18 protein-coding genes and 1 pseudogene are annotated in these 18,364 nt (G+C 66.9%); 17 read left to right on the top strand and 2 right to left on the bottom strand.

Annotated elements, in window-relative coordinates:
• A partial coding sequence (locus tag Q0A15_RS10440; RefSeq protein WP_291279469.1) for a GNAT family N-acetyltransferase occupies window positions 1-309 on the bottom strand: 309 nt, incomplete at its 3' end.
• Window positions 310-542: 233 nt separating this feature from the next.
• Between Q0A15_RS10440 and Q0A15_RS10445 the strand changes: the two genes are divergently transcribed.
• From Q0A15_RS10445 to Q0A15_RS10465, 5 genes are all read left to right on the top strand, one after another.
• The gene (locus Q0A15_RS10445) at window positions 543-1,898 is read left to right on the top strand and encodes an RIP metalloprotease (RefSeq protein ID WP_291279470.1); all 1,356 of its coding nucleotides are present in this window, start codon (window positions 543-545) and stop codon (window positions 1,896-1,898) included.
• 45 nt (window positions 1,899-1,943) lie between these two features.
• Window positions 1,944-2,246, top strand: a complete 303-nt coding sequence (locus tag Q0A15_RS10450) for a YciI family protein (RefSeq protein WP_291279471.1) — start codon at window positions 1,944-1,946, stop codon at window positions 2,244-2,246.
• 24 nt (window positions 2,247-2,270) lie between these two features.
• Window positions 2,271-3,140: a DUF4081 domain-containing GNAT family N-acetyltransferase gene (locus tag Q0A15_RS10455; RefSeq protein ID WP_291279483.1), complete on the top strand. Its 870-nt coding sequence runs from the start codon at window positions 2,271-2,273 to the stop codon at window positions 3,138-3,140.
• A 124-nt stretch (window positions 3,141-3,264) separates the two neighbouring features.
• Complete coding sequence (locus tag Q0A15_RS10460) at window positions 3,265-5,067, top strand: proline--tRNA ligase (protein ID WP_291279484.1); 1,803 nt, start codon at window positions 3,265-3,267, stop codon at window positions 5,065-5,067.
• Window positions 5,068-5,153: 86 nt separating this feature from the next.
• On the top strand, window positions 5,154-5,924 hold the full coding sequence (locus Q0A15_RS10465; RefSeq protein WP_291279485.1) for a TSUP family transporter: 771 nt from the start codon (window positions 5,154-5,156) through the stop codon (window positions 5,922-5,924).
• A 21-nt stretch (window positions 5,925-5,945) separates the two neighbouring features.
• On the opposite strand, the gene Q0A15_RS10470 is transcribed toward Q0A15_RS10465, so the two are convergent.
• A complete protein-coding gene (locus Q0A15_RS10470; RefSeq protein WP_291279472.1) occupies window positions 5,946-6,974 on the bottom strand; it encodes a hypothetical protein in 1,029 nt (342 codons plus the stop codon).
• A gap of 98 nt (window positions 6,975-7,072) precedes the next feature.
• Here Q0A15_RS10470 and rimP point away from each other — a divergent pair, with 98 nt between their 5' ends.
• The 12 genes and pseudogenes from rimP to Q0A15_RS10525 form a co-directional block, all read left to right on the top strand.
• Complete coding sequence (rimP, locus tag Q0A15_RS10475) at window positions 7,073-7,627, top strand: ribosome maturation factor RimP (protein ID WP_291279473.1); 555 nt, start codon at window positions 7,073-7,075, stop codon at window positions 7,625-7,627.
• Window position 7,628: 1 nt separating this feature from the next.
• Window positions 7,629-8,639 carry a transcription termination factor NusA gene (gene nusA, locus Q0A15_RS10480; protein ID WP_291279474.1) on the top strand — a complete coding sequence of 337 codons (1,011 nt, stop codon included), beginning with the start codon at window positions 7,629-7,631 and terminating at the stop codon, window positions 8,637-8,639.
• A gap of 130 nt (window positions 8,640-8,769) precedes the next feature.
• Window positions 8,770-9,078, top strand: a complete 309-nt coding sequence (locus tag Q0A15_RS15050) for a YlxR family protein (RefSeq protein WP_367273385.1) — start codon at window positions 8,770-8,772, stop codon at window positions 9,076-9,078.
• 248 nt (window positions 9,079-9,326) lie between these two features.
• Window positions 9,327-12,155 (top strand): translation initiation factor IF-2, encoded by a 2,829-nt coding sequence (infB, locus tag Q0A15_RS10485; protein WP_291279475.1) that lies wholly within the window; start codon window positions 9,327-9,329, stop codon window positions 12,153-12,155.
• 113 nt (window positions 12,156-12,268) lie between these two features.
• Window positions 12,269-12,733, top strand: coding sequence for a 30S ribosome-binding factor RbfA (gene rbfA / locus Q0A15_RS10490; RefSeq protein ID WP_291279476.1), 465 nt, complete (start codon window positions 12,269-12,271; stop codon window positions 12,731-12,733).
• Window positions 12,723-13,622 carry a tRNA pseudouridine(55) synthase TruB gene (truB, locus tag Q0A15_RS10495; protein WP_291279477.1) on the top strand — a complete coding sequence of 300 codons (900 nt, stop codon included), beginning with the start codon at window positions 12,723-12,725 and terminating at the stop codon, window positions 13,620-13,622. The genes rbfA and truB overlap by 11 nt, the downstream gene beginning before the upstream one ends.
• A 55-nt stretch (window positions 13,623-13,677) precedes the next feature.
• Window positions 13,678-14,055: a hypothetical protein gene (locus tag Q0A15_RS10500; protein WP_291279478.1), complete on the top strand. Its 378-nt coding sequence runs from the start codon at window positions 13,678-13,680 to the stop codon at window positions 14,053-14,055.
• Window positions 14,056-14,101: 46 nt separating this feature from the next.
• A complete protein-coding gene (locus Q0A15_RS10505) occupies window positions 14,102-14,638 on the top strand; it encodes a hypothetical protein (protein WP_291279479.1) in 537 nt (178 codons plus the stop codon).
• Window positions 14,638-15,615 (top strand): bifunctional riboflavin kinase/FAD synthetase, encoded by a 978-nt coding sequence (locus Q0A15_RS10510; protein ID WP_291279480.1) that lies wholly within the window; start codon window positions 14,638-14,640, stop codon window positions 15,613-15,615. Before Q0A15_RS10505 ends, Q0A15_RS10510 begins: the two co-directional genes overlap by 1 nt.
• Window positions 15,612-16,469 carry a class I SAM-dependent methyltransferase gene (locus tag Q0A15_RS10515; RefSeq protein ID WP_291279481.1) on the top strand — a complete coding sequence of 286 codons (858 nt, stop codon included), beginning with the start codon at window positions 15,612-15,614 and terminating at the stop codon, window positions 16,467-16,469. The genes Q0A15_RS10510 and Q0A15_RS10515 overlap by 4 nt, the downstream gene beginning before the upstream one ends.
• 261 nt (window positions 16,470-16,730) lie before the next feature.
• Entirely contained in the window at window positions 16,731-17,000 is a 270-nt protein-coding gene (gene rpsO, locus Q0A15_RS10520; RefSeq protein WP_291279482.1) for a 30S ribosomal protein S15, read from the top strand.
• Window positions 17,001-17,286: 286 nt separating this feature from the next.
• A pseudogene (locus Q0A15_RS10525) lies at window positions 17,287-18,364 on the top strand (polyribonucleotide nucleotidyltransferase); the annotation flags it as partial.

The raw sequence follows: 18,364 nt of genomic DNA on the forward strand, positions 1-18,364 counted from the left end.
CTCCTGGAGGATGGCGTCCACGGCAGCGGTGGTGACACCCTGACCCCAGTACTTGCGGTCGGTCCAGAAGCTGAGCTCCGGCACGCCCTCGTTGGGGTAGAGCACAATGGAGCCGGCCACGTCGCCGTCCACCTCGATGGTGCGCACCACGGTCTGTGGGTCGCGCAGCATGAGGCCCCAGTGGTAGTTGAACACGCCGCGGTCCGAGGGGTTCTTGGCTGTGAAGGCGGCCATCTCGTTGGCTTCGGGGTCTAGCTGTTGGACGAAGAATCGGTCCAGGTCGCCGGTCTCTACGGGGCGGGGCTGCACTGGTGGGCCTCCTGGTCTCGGGGCATGCTGGTCGGGTTTTCGACCTCGTCCCCAGCGTACCGGCTCGTCGGTGTCCCCTCCGGCGTGGGCTCAGGAACTGGACAGGCACGGGTGGAAGACTGCTGCATTGTGCAGAAATTGTTGGTGAAGAGCTGCGGCTCGGTGTTTCCCCGTAGGGGCGAGGGCGGCCGCGCCCGGATGAATGGACGTATCAGCAGTCGGGCGGAGCACTCATGACGGCTCTGGCGTACGTCATCGGCGCGCTCATCATGCTGGTCGGGATCGGGCTCTCCATTGCTCTGCATGAGCTGGGCCACCTGTTCCCGGCCAAGAAGTTCGGACTGCGTGTACCCAAGTACATGATCGGCTTCGGCCCCACCATCTTCTCCAAGAAGAAGGGGGAGACGGAGTACGGCATCAAGCTGCTTCCACTGGGCGGCTACATCTCCATGATCGGCATGTACCCACCGGCCAAGGACGGCAAGGAACGCTCCAGCCGGACGGGAATGTTCCAGCAGCTGGCCGACGAGGCCAAACAGGTGGAGGGGGAACAGATCCGGCCGGAGGATGACGGCCGCCTTTTCCACCAGCTGCCCATCTACAAGCGGGTCATCATCATGCTGGGCGGACCCACCATGAACCTGCTGCTGGCCTTCGTGATCTTCACGATCGTGCTCTGCGGCTTCGGTACCGCCACACCCACCAACAAGGTGGGGGAGATCTACCAGTGCGTGCTCACCACGGAACAGCAGCAGGAACGCGGCCTCACGGATGCGGACGCCGGTACCTGCCAGGAGGGCGATCCCGCAGGCCCCGCTTACGCTGCAGGACTCCGCGTCGGAGACAAGATCGTCAAGGTCAACGGCAAGGCCGTCGGCACCCGCGGGTGGGACGCACTGACGGAGCAGATCAAGGTCAGCGCCGGCAAGCAGATGCAGGTCACCTACGTGCGCGATGGTGAGAGTCACACCACCACCATGGAACCAGTGGCCATGCAGCGGCCTGTGACCGACAAGTTCGGGCGGGTGGAGACCAAGGCGGACGGAACCACGAGATCAGCCGAGGTCGGCTTCGCAGGCATCGGTTCCCAAGTGCAGACGTTGCAGGAACCGGTCACGGCGGTGCCCGGTTTCGTGTGGGACAACGTGACCAATGTGGGGCGCATCGTGGTGGACCTGCCCGCTCGGTTGGTGTCGGTGGCGAAGGCGGCCTTCGGTACCGAGCCGCGGGATCCCGATGGACCCATGTCCGTGGTGGGTGTGGGCCGCATCGCCGGCGACGTCACCGCGATGGATGGTGTGGCCGTCAAGGACAAGATCGCGACCTACCTGTCCTTGCTCGGCAGCCTCAACATCGCCCTGTTCGTCTTCAACCTGATCCCGCTGACCCCGTTGGACGGTGGCCACGTGATCGGGGCACTCTGGGAAGGGCTGCGGAAGCGGTACAACAAGCTCTTCAAACGCAAGGACCCGGGGCCGGTGGACATGAGCAAGATGCTGCCGGTGACCTACGTGGTGGCCGTCGCCCTGCTGGCCATGGGTGCCTTGTTGATCTATGCCGACATCGTCAAACCGGTGGTCCTGGGGTAGACCGCATTCGCGTCATGAGGAGTGAGGACGGTTAGGCTGGAGCGCATGAGTCTCTTTCGCATCGACTACCTCTACGCCGACGGCTCCGCGTCCACCCGCGACGAGGTCCGTCCCACTCACCGCGCTTGGCTTGCCGGCCTGGACGGGTCCGAGGCCAGCGGCAACGTGAAGCTGGTGGCAGCCGGCCCCATCGGTTCCGAGGAAGCCATGCTGATCTTCCAGGCCCCCGACTCCGCGGCCGTCTCCGCCTCGCTGGAGAAGGACCCGTTCGCAGAGGCCGGCGTCATCGACTTGGTGACCGTGCGGGAATGGACGCCCGCTACGGGCGAGTTGGCGCACTACGCCTGATCCGGTCCTCGCCAAGTGTCCGTCATGCGCTGGGGACTGCCCGGCAGGCACCGATCCTCGGTGGACGGTGTCAGGCGCCTGAACACGTCTGACACCGCCTTTCTGCGCGCGCTCGTGGACCGGGACCCGGTGGCGAACGCGTTCGTGGACTCGCAGCTGACGGATGACCGCAGCGCGGGTGGTTCATCGGGTTCCTTCTATCTGGGACGGTTCAACGACGTCGGTCAGATGGAAGCAGCCTGCTGGGTGGGTTCCAATGTGGTCCCGGTGGAATGCACGGTGGAGGACGCCGCGGCCTTCGGCCGCCACCTGTTGGGTCTGCATCGCCGCTTCGCCTCCGTCTTCGGTCCGCGCGAGGCCACGTTGGCGCTGTGGGGCGAGCTGTCTCGTGGACGGCAGCGTGCCTTCGCCGTCCGTGAGCACCAGCCGCTGATGGTCGCCGATTCCGTGCCGGACGACGCCCGCGTCGGTTTGGTGCGGCGGGCATGGCCGGCCGACGGTGAGGCGCTCCTGCCTGCGTGCGTTGCCATGTTCCAGGAGGAACTGGGCTATTCGCCGTTCGCCAACGGGGAGGCCGCATATCGGCAGCGGGTGGATTGGATGGTCCGGGCCGGTCATGCGCTGGTGGAGACCGACGCTGCAGGCCGCATCCTGTTCAAGGCCGAGCTGGGAGTCGTGACCCCCCGTGTCACACAGATCCAAGGGGTGTGGATGCACCCGGACCGGCGCGGGATGGGACTGGCCGAATCCCGGATGGCAGACGTGATCGCGCTCGCGTTGACGGTCGCGCCGACCACCTCCCTGTACGTGAACGACTACAACGAGCGTGCCCTACGCACCTACCGGAGTGTCGGCTTCCGGCAGGTGGGGGAGTTCGCAACCGTCTTGTTCTGACGGTGGGCGCCCGGCGGTGTCGCGCGCCGGTAGAATCTTCTGAGGTCCACGCCGCGCGCGGACCATCGTCATGACACACGTCCACGGCACCGGGCACACCGGTGTCGTACGAAAGGGATGCCCCGTGGTGCTCCGCCTCTCCACCCTGTTCCTGCGCACTCTGCGCGATGACCCGGCAGAAGCCGAGGTCGACAGCCATAAGCTGCTGGTCCGCGCCGGCTACATCCGCCGCGCCGCCCCAGGTATCTACACGTGGTTGCCGCTGGGTCTGAAGGTCCTGGCCAAGGTGGAGAACATCGTCCGCGAGGAAATGAACGCCATCGGCGCTCAGGAGGTCCACTTCCCGGCCCTGCTGCCCAAGGAACCCTACGAGGCCTCGGGTCGCTGGGAGGAATACGGCGACAACATCTTCCGCTTGAAGGATCGCAAGGACGCCGACTACCTGTTGGCGCCCACGCACGAGGAGATGTTCACGCTCCTGGTGAAGGACCTCTACTCCTCCTACAAGGATCTGCCGCTCTACCTGTACCAGATCCAGACCAAGTACCGTGACGAGGCCCGCCCCCGCGCCGGCCTGCTGCGTGGGCGCGAGTTCATCATGAAGGACTCCTACTCCTTCACCGTGGATGACGAGGGCCTGGACGAGGCCTACGCGGCCCACCGCGCCGCGTACCTGAAGATCTTCGAGCGCCTCGACCTGCCGGTCCGCCCGGTCTCCGCCATGTCAGGCGCCATGGGTGGCTCCAAGTCGGAGGAGTTCCTGCACCCCACCGAGATCGGCGAGGACACCTTCGTGGTGTCCCCGGCCGGGTTCGCCGCCAATGTCGAGGCCGTCACCACCGTGGTGCCGGAGGAGATCGACTTCACCGACGCTCCGGCCGCGCAGGTGTACGACACCCCGGACACCCCCACCATCGAGACGCTGGTGAACGTCTCCAACGAGGCACACCCCAACCCGGAGCGCGCCTGGACAGCGGCAGACACGCTGAAAAACGTGGTGGTGGCCGTCACCACCCCGGAGGGTGAGCGCGTCATCGCCGTCATCGGTGTCCCCGGCGACCGCCAGGTGGACCTGAAGCGTTCAGAGGCCACCATCGGTGAGCACCTCGGCATCTCCGGTGAGGTGTCGGTGGACGCCGCCACCGATGAGGACCTCAAGAAGCACCCCGGGCTGGTCAAGGGCTACATCGGCCCCGGCGTGAGCCTGGACGAACCCGTCCTCGGCGCCGAGTCCGCCACCAAGCTGCCCTTCCTCGTGGATCCCCGCGTGGTCTCCGGCACCACCTGGATCACCGGCGCCAATGCGCCGGGCAAGCACGTCTACGGCCTGGTGGCCGGGCGCGACTTCACCTGGGACGGCGTCGTCGAAGCCTGCGAGGTGCGCGACGGCGACCCGGCGCCTGACGGCTCCGGTCCGCTCTCCACCACCCGCGGCATCGAGATGGGTCACATCTTCCAGCTGGGGCGCAAGTACGCGGAAGCCATGGGCCTGAAGGTCCTGGACCAGAACGGGAAGGCCGTCACCGTCACCATGGGCTCCTACGGCATCGGAGTGACCCGTGCCGTCGCAGCCATCGCCGAGTCCCACCACGACGACAAGGGCCTCGCCTGGCCCGCCGCCGTGGCCCCGGCCGATGTCGTGGTGCTCGTGGCAGGCAAGGGCGAGGAGCTCAACACCACCGCGGAGAAGCTCGCCAACGAGTTCGAGGCCGCCGGTCTCGACGTCATGTTGGACGACCGCCCCAAGGTCTCCGCCGGGGTGAAGTTCAAGGATGCGGAACTCATCGGCGTCCCCACCGCTGTGGTGGTGGGCCGTGGGGTCGCGGACGGCGTCGTCGAGGGCAAGGACCGTGCACCCGGCACCTCCGCCGAGGTGGCCCTGGCCGATGTCGTGGCCCAGGTGGCCGGCGCCGCCGGCGCCCGGTGATCCTCTCCTCCACTCTTCAGGCGGCCTCCGCGCTTCAGGCCGCCTCCGCCCCAGCCGGCACCCTCTCCGGTGCCGGCTGGGACGGTCTGGAACCCACCACGCTCGCGTTCATCATCGTGGGTGGCCTGCTGGCCGGCTGGGTGGACGCCGTGGTGGGTGGGGGAGGGCTCATCCAGCTGCCCATCATGCTGTTGGTGCCGGGGATCTCCCCGGTGCAGGCACTGGCCACCAACAAGATGGGGTCCGTGTTCGGCACTGCCACGTCCACGGTGACCTATGCCCGACGAGTGCATCCCGACTTGCGCACGGCCCTTCCGCTGGCGCTCTGCGCGGCCGCAGCCTCCTTCGGAGGCGCCGCCGTGGCGACGCTGCTCCCGGCGGAAGTCTTCAAGCCCGTCATCGTGGCGGCCCTGATCCTGGTGCTGTGCTTCACCCTGGCCAAGAAGGGCTCCGGCCTGAACACCAGGCTGAAGCACCTGGGGTGGCGCCACTATGGATTGGCCTGCGGCATCGGCGTGGTGATCGGCTTCTACGACGGGCTGCTCGGACCAGGTACCGGATCCTTCCTGGTGATCGCCCTGGTGGGCGTGTTGGGCTACAGCTTCCTTGACGGCTCGGCCAAGGCCAAGATCGCCAACCTCGCCACCAACTTGGGCGCACTGGCGCTCTTCGCCCCGACCGGGCACGTGCTGTGGGGGATCGGCCTGATCCTGGGCGCCTCCAACATGGTGGGCGGCTACCTGGGCTCCAGGATGGCGGTGTCGAAGGGGTCCGGTTTCGTGCGCGTGGTATTCGTGGTGGTGGTCGTGGCCCTGATCCTCAAGCTCGGTTCGGACCTCGTCATCGAGTGGGCCTGAACCCCACCCGAAACCGTCAACTCAGCGCAGACGCCACCAGAGTTTGGCCAGGTCCAGGCGGGATTCGCCGACGGGCATCGCTGCGGCGGCGATCCGCGTCTTGTCTGCCAGCGCGGCCTGCGACTCGGAGAGCGTGGTAGTGGGATCGGTCAAGGCCTCGGTGGCACCCACCGACGTGGTGGCTACAGGGGCGCAGTCGGATGGCATGAGTTCCTGGAGCCCGTCCACGAATCCGTCCAGGTCATCCGCGCGTTCCAGGAACACCGTGGAATTCTGTCGCTGCCCCACCACACGGGTCGCGTAGGCGAGCTTGCCGGCCTCCACCCCTACGGCGTGGAAGGCCAGGCCCCGGGTTTCCGCGGCGCGTGCCCCGGTCACTGGGGCGTCGGCGAAGCCGGAACGGGCCGGCGCAAGCCGCCCCGTGTCGTCGGGCGTTGTGTCGCAGGAGGTGCCCTTCAACCCGGAAGGAAGGGCGGTGGCCAAGTCACCGACCACGGCGGTCAGGGTCGGTCGCTCGTCGTAGCCGAGGACGGCATCCACACCGGAACCCTTGGGAGCGTGCTTGCCGTTGGCCTCCAACGTGTCGCGGGCGGCGTCGTCGATCAGGGCTGCGCTCACGAACAGGCGTGCCGCCTGATCCTGTGGTGCCTTCAAACCGGACTTCGCCAGTGCCTCCGAAACGTCCAGTGCTGATGTGGCGAACTCGGTGGGGATGTCGTGGGCGTCGTGGACCGAATCCGCTTCGGCGTCGGCCTCCGGGATCTCCAGGCCCAAAAGGTCACGCGCCTGCGTGAGCGCTGCCCGGAGGTCCTTGGCGTTCTCCGTCGCTTCCGTCGCGGCCAGGAGTCGGTACAACTGGCGGGCCGAGGAATCCTCGTCGAGGGACTCGGTCGCCGTGACGGACAGCGCGGTGCCCGGGCGAGCATCGGCCGGATCCGCCCGTGTGGTTGAGGTCAGCCCCACCCAGACACCCAACAACGCCACGGCAGCGGTGACGCGCAGACCCATACCGAGGCCTGGGCGTGACGAGTCGTGCTGCGAACCGGACATGGTTCCCATCGTCTCACGATCCGAGGCCCCGGATTGGACGTCGACCGGTCCTACGACACGCTAGGCTTGGATGCGCGCTTCAAGCCAGGAGGAACCACATGCCCAATACCACGATCGGCCAGGCCGATCTCGAAGGTGTCACTCAGACCGTGACCCCGATCGTGGAGGAGGTGGGACTCGTCCTGGAAGCCGTTGAACTCCCCGGTGGAGAACCACCCGTGCTGCGCCTGATCGTGGATCGGCCGGACGGCACACAAGGCCTGGATCTGGACGTCGTGGCCACCCTCTCCCAGACCGTGGGCACCGCCCTTGACCAGGGACCACTCAGCGGCGACACGCCGTACGACCTCGAGGTCACCAGCCCCGGAGCGGGCCGCGAACTCACCCTGCCGCGCCACTGGCAGCGCAATGTGGACCGCATCGTCAACGTGCTGCCCACCGAAGGCGAACGCATCCACGGTCTGCTGCTCGCCGCAGACGAAGACGGAATCGAGCTGGAACCCCGGGTGCCCGCACCCAAGAAGGGGATGAAGGAGAAGATCCTGGATCCCGTACGCATCGACTACCCGCAGATCAGGCGGGGCAAGGTGGACGTGGACGCCACCGCGGCCCGCGCACTGAAGAATCTTGAGAACCTGGACCAGGAGGCCTGACATGGATATCGACATGAGCGCGCTGCGCATGTTGGAGAAGGAACGCGAGATCCCGCTGGAGCGGCTGATCCCCACCATCGAGCAGGCACTGGTGCTGGCTTACGACAAGCAACCCGGAGCCATCCGCGGAGCCCGCGCTGAACTGGACCGCAGCAGCGGCCACGTCACCATCTGGGCCCCGGAAGTGGACGAGGACAACCGCCGCATCGGCGAGTTCGACGACACCCCAACCGACTTCGGTCGCATCGCCGCCTCCACCGCCCGTCAGATCATCATGCAGCGGCTGCGCGAAGCGGACGATGCCGTGGTGATCGGCGAGTTCAAGGAGAAGGAGGGTCAGGTGCTCTCCGGCATCATCCAGCAGGGTCGCGACCCGCGCATGGTGCAGGTGGACCTCGGCACAGTGGAGGCCATCCTGCCCCCGCCCGAGCAGGTTCCCGGCGAGCACTACCGCCACGGAGAGCGCATCCGCGTCTACGTCACCGACGTGCACCGCGGCCCCAAGGGGCCCGCCGTGACCGTTTCCCGCTCCCACCCGAACCTGGTTCGCAGCCTCTTCGAACTCGAGGTCCCGGAGATCGCGGACGGACAGGTGGAAATCGTGGCCCTGGCCCGCGAGGCCGGTCACCGCTCCAAGCTCGCCGTGCGTTCCACCCAGGCCGGGATCAACGCCAAGGGTGCCTGCATCGGCGAGATGGGCACCCGCGTCCGCGCCGTCATGACGGAGCTCGGCGACGAGAAGATCGACATCGTGGACTTCGCGGACGACCCGGCCACGTTCGTGGGCCAGGCGCTGTCCCCGTCCAAGGTGGTCTCCGTGGAGGTCCTGGATGAGGCAACCCACCAGATCCGCGCCGTGGTCCCGGACAATCAGCTCTCCCTGGCCATCGGCAAGGAGGGGCAGAACGCCCGTCTCGCTGCGAAGCTCACCGGCTGGCGCATCGACATCGTCTCCCGCACCCAGGCCCAGTCGGCCATGCGCCCGGAGATCGTCGTGGACCCGGAGGACTGAGTTACAGGCTCGCTCTGAGGTATGCATCACGCAGGAGTCCTTGTGTGGAGGCGGTAGACTGAGGAGCGGTCCGTGCTGGGCCCACGCCCACATCCCGTGTCGCGTCGAGGAAGAAGAGGTGAACAGGTCCATGACCACTCACCGTCCTCAGCGCACGTGTGTTGGCTGCCGGCTCGTGACGGATCAGGAAGTTCTACTGCGGTGGATCGAGGACCCGCAGGATCCCTCCCGGATCCTGCCCGACCCGAAACGCCGCGGAACAGGCAGGGGTGCTTGGCTGCACCCCGACCCTGAGTGTGCACGGCTGGCGGTACGTCGCGGCGGATTCGCAAGGGCTTATCGGTCCTCACGCATCCGTGTCGAACTCGACGAATTGCTGGCCGCGCTGAACAAGGCGCTACCGAACGCGTCTTGTCCACCTGAACATCTGCAAACCTGAAAGCGGGTCAGAAACCGTGGAAACCCGATGAGAGTCCACAGATGAGCGGCCAGAGATGAACCACCTCTGCACCGCCACTGACATTCGTGTGTCGTTCTCGGCACACCCACATGTGTTGCACCAACAGGTCCGTGCATGACTTAGAGACATGACGCTCCACCTGCCAAGCGGCGAAGGAATTCAACCTTCGGCCACGGCATGAGGCGAGTCGAGTCGGTCGTGATGCCACGGGCCAGAGAAGGAGAAAAGTGGCCAAGGTCCGTGTCCACGAGCTCGCCAAGGAGCTGGGGATCACTTCCAAGGAAGCGATCACCAAATTGGAGGAGATGGGCGAATTCGTTCGCTCAGCCTCGTCCACCATCGAACCCCCGGTGGTGAAGAAACTGCGCACCGCCTTCCCAGGCGGAGCCAAGCCCGCAGAGTCTGCGGCACCCAAGCAGGCGCCCAAGGCTGCTGCGCCCAAGCCTGGTACCGCTGCGCCGAAGCCTGGCGCCAAGCCGGCCGCTGCCAAGCCCGCAGCGAAGGAGACCCCCGCCAAGGAGGCTCCTGCCCAGCCCGCCGCTGAGGCACCCAAGGCTGCTGCGCCCAAGCCTGGTACCGCTGCGCCGAAGCCTGGCGCCAAGCCGGCTGCCAAGCCGGGCGCTCCCAAGCCTGCCGGCCCCAAGCCGTCGGGCCCCCGCCCCGGCAACAATCCGTTCAGCTCCCATCAGGGGATGCGTCGCGGTGAAGGCCAGGGTGGCGGACGTCAGAACGGCCCCCGCTCGGGCGCCCCGCGTCCAGGTGGAGGGCGTCCGGGTAACAACCCGTTCAGCTCGCCGCAGGGGATGCGTCGCGGTGAAGGCCAGGGCGGTCCCCGTCCGGGCAACCGTCAGGGAGCTCCCGGCCAGGGTGGCCCCCGTCCCAGCGGTCCGGGCCAGGGCGGTCCTCGCCCAGGTGGTCCGCGTCCCGCGGCCGGTCAGGGCGGTCCCCGTCCTGCAGGCGGTGCAGGTCGGCCCAACCCGAACATGATGCCCAAGAAGCTCGACCTCAACGTCAACCAGCCCAAGCCGGGCGGCGGACGTGGTGGCAGCTCTCGCCCGGGCGGTGGCAACGCCGGCGGTGGCGGCGGCTTCCGTGGTGGTCGTGGCGGCGGACGCGGTTCCGCACAGGGTGCCTTCGGTAAGGGAGGCCCGCGTCGCGGCAAGCAGCGCAAGTCGAAGCGCGCCAAACGCCAGGAGCTGGAGCAGCAGGGTGCACCGTCGGTCGGAGGTGTGATCGTCCCGCGCGGCAACGGCGAGACCATCGTCCGCCTGCGTCGCGGCGCCACGCTGACCGACTTCGCCGAGAAGATCAACGCGAATCCGGCCGCACTGGTGACCGTGCTGTTCCACCTCGGTGAGATGGCCAACGCCAACCAGTCGCTGGACGAGGACACCTTCGAGTTGCTGGGTGCCGAGCTGGGCTACAAGATCCAGATCGTCTCCCCGGAGGACGAGGAGCGCGAGCTCTTCGAGTCCTTCGACATCAACTTGGAGGCCGAGGCAGACGCCGAGACCGACGAGATGCTGGAGCCCCGTCCCCCGGTGGTCACCGTCATGGGTCACGTCGATCACGGTAAGACCCGCCTGCTGGACGCGATCCGTAAGACCAATGTCATCGAGGGTGAGGCCGGCGGCATCACCCAGCACATCGGTGCTTATCAGATCGTCTCGGAGCTGGAGGGCGAGGAACGCCCCATCACCTTCATCGACACCCCCGGTCACGAGGCGTTCACCGCCATGCGTGCCCGTGGCGCCAAGGTCACCGACATCGCGGTGCTCGTGGTGGCGGCCGATGACGGCGTCATGCCGCAGACCGTCGAGGCGTTGAACCACGCCCAGGCTGCAGGCGTGCCGATCGTGGTGGCGGTCAACAAGATCGATAAGCCGGACGCCAACCCGGACAAGGTCAAGGGTCAGCTGACCGAATACGGCCTGGTCCCGGAGGAATACGGTGGCGACACCATGTTCGTGCCGGTGTCCGCCCGCGAGAACGAGGGCATCGAGGATCTCCTCTCAGCCATCCTGCTCACGGCTGACGCCGCGTTGGACCTGCGTGCCAACCCGGACAAGGATGCCCGCGGTATCGCGATCGAAGCCAACCTGGACAAGGGCCGCGGCCCGGTCGCCACGGTCCTCGTGGAGTCCGGCACCCTGGCGGTCGGCGACACCATCGTGTGTGGCACCGCCCACGGACGTGTTCGTGCCATGTTCGACGAGAACGGCGCGGCCATGGACGTGGCCCTGCCTTCCCGTCCGGTTCAGGTGCTGGGTCTCTCCAGCGTCCCGCGTGCAGGCGACACGTTCATCGTCACGCAGGACGAGCGCACCGCCCGCCAGATCGCTGAGAAGCGTGAGGCTGCGGACCGTAACGCCATGCTCGCCAAGCGCCGTAAGCGCATCAGCCTGGAGGACTTCGACCAGGCCGTGGCAGAGGGCAAGATCGACACCCTGAGCCTGATCCTGAAGGGCGATGTCTCCGGTGCCGTGGAGGCCCTGGAGGATTCGCTGCTCAAGATCGACGTGGGCGAGGACGTGCAGCTGCGCGTCATCCACCGCGGCGTGGGTGCCATCACCCAGAACGACGTCAACCTGGCTACCGTGGACAACGCCATCATCATCGGCTTCAACGTCCGCCCGGCCGAGCGCGTGGCAGAACTGGCAGACCGCGAGGGCGTGGACATGCGCTTCTACTCGGTCATCTACCAGGCCATCGACGACATCGAGGCCGCACTCAAGGGCATGCTCAAGCCGGAGTACGAAGAGGTCGAGCTCGGTACCGCAGAGGTCCGCGAGGTCTTCCGCTCCTCCAAGTTCGGCAACATCGCAGGTACCTTGGTGCGTTCCGGCATCATGCGTCGTAACGCCAAGGCCCGTCTGGTCCGTGACGGCAACGTCATCTCCGACAAGCTCTCCATCGAGTCGCTGCGGCGCTTCAAGGACGATGCCACCGAGGTCCGCGAGGGCTACGAGTGCGGTATCGGCCTCGGCTCCTTCAACGACATCAAGGAAGGCGACGTCATCGAGTCCTGGGAGATGCGCGAGAAGCCTCGCGACTGATCCTTGCGATTGGACAGCAGGGTGTGACCCCCGCCCGGACGTACACCGTCCGGGCGGGGGTCACACCCGCCAAGAAGAAGACTTTCACTCAAACTCCTTAAGGAGGAGCCGATATGGCAGACGCAGCACGCGCCGCCCGGCTGGCCCAGCGCATCAAGGTGATCGTGGCCGGTTCCCTCACCCGTGTGGTGCGGGACGAGGCGATCGAGAATGTCACCGTCACCGACACCAGGGTCACCAACGACCTGCAGAACGCCACCGTCTACTACACCGTGTTCGGTGACGACGAGGCCAAGGCGGAGATCGCAGAGTTGCTGACCCGCAACACCGGAAAGCTTCGTCACGAGCTGGGTCGTAACCTCACCATCCGACTCACCCCGACGCTGACCTTCGTCCCTGACGAGGTGCCGGTCAATGCGACCCTCGTGGACGACCTGCTGCGTCAGGCCCGCGCGAAGGACGCGGAGGTTGCTGCCCTCGCCGAGGGCAAGGCCTTCGCAGGGGACGCCGATCCGTACAAGCACGACGAGGACGAACTCGAGGACGACGTCGAGGACGCCCCGGAGGATGAGCGCTGACGTGACCGTGGAATCTCCCTCCGGCCTGGTGGTGGTGGACAAGGCCTCCGGCATGACCTCACACGACGTGGTCTCGCGCATGCGCCGCATCGCGGGGACCCGAAAGGTGGGCCACGCCGGGACGCTCGACCCCATGGCCACGGGCGTGCTCGTGGTCGGCATCAACAAGGCCACGCGCCTGCTCACTCACGTGGTGGGCGTGGACAAGACCTATGAGGCCACCATCAGGCTGGGGGAGAACACCACCACGGACGATGCCGAGGGAGAGATCCTTCAGCGCCGTTTCGTGGCCGCGGTGACACGTCCTGAACTGGACGCTGCCGTCGCGGACCTGACAGGGGACATCGACCAGGTGCCCAGTTCCGTCTCAGCGATCAAGGTGGACGGCAAACGCTCCTACCAGCGCGTGCGTGACGGAGAAACGGTGGAACTGCCAGCCCGTCCCGTCACGGTCTCCCGTTTCGACATCCTGGATGTCCGTCGCCCCGAGGGCGGACGGACCATGGACGTCGACGTGGTGGTGGACTGCTCCTCCGGAACCTACATCCGGGCCCTGGCCAGGGACCTGGGGGAGGCGCTGAACGTGGGAGGTCACCTCACCGCTCTGCGTCGCACCCGCGTCGGTTCGTTCGGTCTCGGTCAGGCGCACACGCTGGAGCAGCTTGCGGATTCACTGGATGTGGTTTCGCTGGCCGACTCCGCCCGAGGACTGTTCAACGCGCGTGAGCTGAGCGCCGAGGAGGCCGTCGAGATCGGCTTCGGACGCCGCATCCCCGCCACCGGAACCAAGGAACTCACCGCAGGCATCGGCCCTGACGGGGAGCTCGTGGCCCTGCTGAAGGACCGCGGGCAGAACGCCAAGCCGGAATTGGTCTTCGCGCCGCGCTGAGTCCTTCCCGCAACCCATCCACCCCTAGTCGCTCTCCACCCAAAAGGACCTCGCCTTGCTCTTCGATGGCTTCATGATCGCCGGCACCATCATCTGCGGCTTGAGCGTAGTGGTGGGTCTGGTCGCCACCGTGGTGAGCAACTACGCGACGGACTCCGCGATCGTGTCCCTCGGACTCGTGGAGGTCTACCTGATCGTCTACGGGATCGCGGCCGGAGTGCGGCAGGGGACCGGATCCCAACCCCTGATCGGTGCGGGCTGGGAGTTCTGGGGTTACCTGGTCACAGCGTTCATGCTGGTGATTCTGGCAGCATGGTGGGCAATCGGTGAATCCTCCAGATGGTCCAACATCATCATGGCGGCCACCGCGTTCACTGTGTTCGTGATGCTCTATCGCATGCAGCAGGTCTGGATGGGACAGGGCTGGTTCTGAGTCGAGAACCGGAACCGACAACACGTTGATGAGGAGAAACACGTCGATGCAGCAGCCGGCGCCCAAGGGCGGACGAATCGCGGCGCGGATCGGAAACGCGGACAACGCGGATTCCGGGCAGCAGCCGCCCAAGAACGATCCCAGCCAGAAGAACCGCGGCCTGGGACGCCTGCTCGTCACCATCTACGGCATCTTCGCCCTGGCGGCCTTCGCCCGTAGCGTGTGGCAGGTCTTCGGTACACAGCCCAGCGGTGAGTACGAGGGGCAGAGGATCTTCGACATCGCCCCTGTGTCCATCTCGCTGTCGGTGGTCGCCGCCGTGGTCTACATCGTGGCGACCTTCGCCTTGGCGGTGCGGAAACCATCTTCGTGGTACGTGGCGCTGGTCGCAGTGATCGTGGAGTTCGTGGGCGTCATAGTCGTCTCAATCCTCTCCTACGCCGCACCGGAACTGTTCGACCGCGCCTCTGTGTGGAGCCACTTCGGTTCCGGTTACGGATATGTGCCCATCGTGCTGCCGTGCGTGGGATTGTGGTGGCTGCTGACCCACCGCCCCCGTAAGGCAAAGGAGGTGGCTGCCTGATGCTGCGTTGGACCTCCCCGGACCAGGTGCCGGATCTCCCCGGTTCCGTGGTCACCATCGGCAACTTCGACGGCGTACACCGCGGCCACCAGGAATTGCTGCGCTCCGTGGTGGCGGCAGCGAAGGACCGCGACTGCCTCTCCGTGGTGGTCACCTTCGACCCCCACCCCCTCGCGGTGCATTCCCCGGCCTTCGCGCCGGTCCCCATCACCTCCCGCGCAGGCCGCGAGGCCTTGCTGGAGCGTGAGGGTGTCGGTGCCCTGCTCACCATCGAATACACGCTGGACTTCGCGGCACAGACCGCAGAGGAGTTCGTGCGGCGCTACCTGGTTCAGACGCTGCACGCTCACGTCGTGGTGGTCGGCCGCGACGTGCGCTTCGGTAAGGACAACGAGGGCAACCTGGACACCATGCGGGTGCTCGGGCAGAAGTACGGGTTCGAGGTGGTTGGCGTTTCCGACGTGGGCACCGAGCGTCGCTGGTCCTCCACCTGGGTGCGTGAGGCCCTGCAACACGGCAACGTGGAGGAGGCCGCCCGCGTCCTGGGCCGCTACCACTCCATGGCAGGCACCGTGGTTCATGGCTTCGCGCGTGGACGCGAACTCGGCTTCCCCACGGCCAACCTCTCCTCGGATGCCGTGGGCCTCATGCCTGCCGACGGTGTGTACGCCGGTTGGCTCGTGGACCAGCAGGGGACCCGCTGGCCGTCGGCCATCTCCATCGGCACCAACCCACAGTTCGACGGAGTGGTGCGCACCGTCGAAGCCCACGTGATCGATCGCCCCGACGAGGCCGTCACCGCCTTCGACCTCTACGACCAGAGGGTGCAGGTCGAGTTCGTTGCGCATCTGCGCGGCATGGTGGCCTTCAACGGACTGGACGCGCTCGTTGAGCAGATGCACCGAGACGTGGACCGTGCCCGTGAGGCGCTGACCTCGGAACCCCAGGCAGGGGTGGAAGCCGAGGCCCAGGCATGAGCCGGCCCGGCGAGCACCCTCCCATCCCGAACCTGCCGACGGGGTCGCCGCAGATGTCGAGGGCGTCCCGGCAGGCCTCCGGTGCTTCCTTCACCCGGGCCGGTGGGGACTACCACGCGGTGCGCCCCGGTTACCCGGCATGGGTCACCGGCTTCTTTCTCCACGGCGCAGCCGGGGAGGAGCAGACGGACGTGCCCGCGGAGCCGGGCTCGGGACGTCGGGCATCGGGGCCCATCACGGCCTTGGACCTGGGCGCGGGCACCGGCCTCTACACACGGGACCTGGTGGCCGCTGGGCTGCAGGTCACCGCGTTGGAGCCCTCCGACTCCATGCGGGCGGTGTTGGCGCAGGAACTGCCGCAGGTGGCGCTCAGTTCCGCGACGGCCGAGGACACCGGCCTGGACTCGTCCTCCTTCGACCTGGTGACCGTGGCGCAGGCCTGGCACTGGATGGATCGCGACGCGGCCTCGGCCGAGATCGTGCGGCTGCTGCGCACCGGGGGAGTCCTTGGGTTGGTCTGGAACCAGCTCGACGTGACGGTGCCGTGGGTGCACCGATTGGCGCGCATCATGCACTCAGGGGACGTGCAGCGTGACCCGGCCACGGCCGCCGCAGTAGGCCCCGGTTTCGGCCCGGCGCAGGTGCGGCAGCAGCGCTGGAGCGACACGGTGACGCCGGAGAAGATCGTGGCGCTGTGCCACTCGCGCTCGTACTGGCTCAAGTCCTCGGAAGCCATCCGCTCCAAGGTTGACGCCAATCTGACCTGGTACCTCCACGAGCATCTGGGACACGCGCCGGGCGAGGCACTCCGGCTGCCCTACGACACGCTCGCGGTTCGCTACGTGCTCGCCTGACCTCTGCGTCTGCGGCGGTTCCTTCGCCAACGGGACCAGACTTTCGTGGGAGCCGCGCCGAGTCGGAGCGGAACTCATGAAAGCCCGGTCCGGAGCGGCAGGAGGCCAAGGGAGTAGGCCAGATCACCCCGGCTTCCAGAGGTCCCTTTGCTAGACTTGATCCTGGTGTGCGCTGCAGTCCGCGGTTGCGCCACCCGCCCTGGCCCCCAAGGGGGCCAAGGTTTCATGGACGCGGTACAACTCTTCACAAGGAGTTATCTCATGGCACTTGATCAGGCGATCAAGCAGGAGATCATCAAGGAATACGCCACCCACGAGGGTGACACCGGCTCTCCCGAGGTGCAGATCGCGGTGCTTTCCCGCCGCATCTCCGACCTCACGGAGCACCTCAAGGAGCACAAGCACGACCACCACACCCGCCGCGGCCTGATGGCCATGGTCGGTCGCCGTCGTCGTATGCTCGGCTACCTGAAGGACACCGACATCGAGCGTTACCGCTCCCTGATCGAGCGTCTGGGCCTGCGTAAGTAAGGTCTTGCGACTCCGGGCGGCGCGGCCTGGTCACCAGATCAGGCGGCGCCGCCCGGAACAGTAAACACAGCACAATCAAAGATCGGTCGCAGGGTCACGAACCCGCACCGTCCACCTCGCCACTTCAAGCGGAACCGTAGAACGTGCGGTCCTCGGTAGTGGCCTCCGGGAGATGAATCCCCCGTGGGCCTCGATCGAGCACCCGCGCTACCACCGCGGTTGGTAGGGGCGGGCGTGGGCTCCGGAACCTCGAGGCCGATCGACGAACCTGACAAGGAGGAACCCCATGGAGGGTCCCGATCTCCAGTTCTCCGAAGCCGTCATCGACAACGGCCGCTTCGGCTCCCGCACCATCCGCTTCGAGACCGGCCGCATTGCCAAGCAGGCTGCTGGCTCCGCCTTCGTCCTGCTGGACGACGACACCTCGATGCTCGCCGCGACCACCGCGGGCAAGCACCCCCGCGAAGGCTTCGACTTCTTCCCGCTGACCGTGGACGTGGAAGAGCGCATGTACGCCGCCGGCCGTATCCCCGGTTCCTTCTTCCGCCGTGAGGGCCGTCCCTCCACCGACGCCATCCTGGCTTGCCGCCTGATGGACCGCCCGCTGCGCCCGGCCTTCGTGAAGGGCCTGCGCAACGAGGTCCAGGTCGTCATCACCGTGACCTCCATGAACCCGGACGACTACTACGACGTCGTGGCCATCAACGCCGCCTCGATGTCCACGCAGCTCTCCGGACTGCCCTTCTCCGGCCCCATCGGTGGCGTCCGCGTGGCGCTCGTCGATGACGGACAGGGTGCCCAGTGGGTCGCCTTCCCGACCAAGACGCAGCTGGAGAAGGCCGTGTTCAACATGGCCGTGGCCGGCCGTATCGCAGGTGACGACGTCGCCATCATGATGGTGGAGGCCTTCGCCACCGAGAACGCTTGGGACCTGGTCAAGAACCAGGGCGCTCAGGCCCCCACCGAAGAGGTTGTGGCCGAGGGGCTCGAGGCCGCCAAGCCCTTCATCCGCACGCTGGTCGAGGCTCAGGCCGACCTGGCCTCCCGCGCCGCCAAGCCGGCCCGCGAGTTCCCCATCTTCAAGGACTTCCAGGACGACGCCTTCGCCGCCGTGGAGTCCCTGGCCTCCGCGAAGCTCAAGGAGATCTACTCGATCGCCGACAAGCAGGACCGCGACGCTGCCGACTCCGAGTACAAGGCCGAGGTGCTGGAGAAGCTCGCCGGCGAGGGTGCCGAGTTCAACGGCCGAGAGGGAGAGATCTCCAAGGCTTTGGGCGCCGTCACCAAGCAGGTGGTGCGCCAGCGCATCCTGACCGAGCAGGTCCGCATCGATGGCCGTGGCCTCACCGACATCCGCCGCCTGC

This window comes from Galactobacter sp. (assembly GCF_022712295.1).
GTDB lineage: Bacteria > Actinomycetota > Actinomycetes > Actinomycetales > Micrococcaceae > Galactobacter.

Bases quoted from the DNA above. Each gene is read 5' to 3' on its own strand.
- Q0A15_RS10445 (WP_291279470.1), top strand. From the start codon at position 543: ATGACGGCTCTGGCGTACGTCATCGGCGCGCTCATCATGCTGGTCGGG.
- Q0A15_RS15050 (WP_367273385.1), top strand. From the start codon at position 8,770: ATGACCACTCACCGTCCTCAGCGCACGTGTGTTGGCTGCCGGCTCGTG.
- Q0A15_RS10450 (WP_291279471.1), top strand. From the start codon at position 1,944: ATGAGTCTCTTTCGCATCGACTACCTCTACGCCGACGGCTCCGCGTCC.
- Q0A15_RS10510 (WP_291279480.1), top strand. From the start codon at position 14,638: ATGCTGCGTTGGACCTCCCCGGACCAGGTGCCGGATCTCCCCGGTTCC.
- Q0A15_RS10505 (WP_291279479.1), top strand. From the start codon at position 14,102: ATGCAGCAGCCGGCGCCCAAGGGCGGACGAATCGCGGCGCGGATCGGA.
- Q0A15_RS10515 (WP_291279481.1), top strand. From the start codon at position 15,612: ATGAGCCGGCCCGGCGAGCACCCTCCCATCCCGAACCTGCCGACGGGG.
- truB (WP_291279477.1), top strand. From the start codon at position 12,723: ATGAGCGCTGACGTGACCGTGGAATCTCCCTCCGGCCTGGTGGTGGTG.
- Q0A15_RS10455 (WP_291279483.1), top strand. From the start codon at position 2,271: ATGCGCTGGGGACTGCCCGGCAGGCACCGATCCTCGGTGGACGGTGTC.
- rbfA (WP_291279476.1), top strand. From the start codon at position 12,269: ATGGCAGACGCAGCACGCGCCGCCCGGCTGGCCCAGCGCATCAAGGTG.
- rpsO (WP_291279482.1), top strand. From the start codon at position 16,731: ATGGCACTTGATCAGGCGATCAAGCAGGAGATCATCAAGGAATACGCC.
- Q0A15_RS10470 (WP_291279472.1), bottom strand. From the start codon at position 6,974: ATGTCCGGTTCGCAGCACGACTCGTCACGCCCAGGCCTCGGTATGGGT.
- nusA (WP_291279474.1), top strand. From the start codon at position 7,629: ATGGATATCGACATGAGCGCGCTGCGCATGTTGGAGAAGGAACGCGAG.
- rimP (WP_291279473.1), top strand. From the start codon at position 7,073: ATGCCCAATACCACGATCGGCCAGGCCGATCTCGAAGGTGTCACTCAG.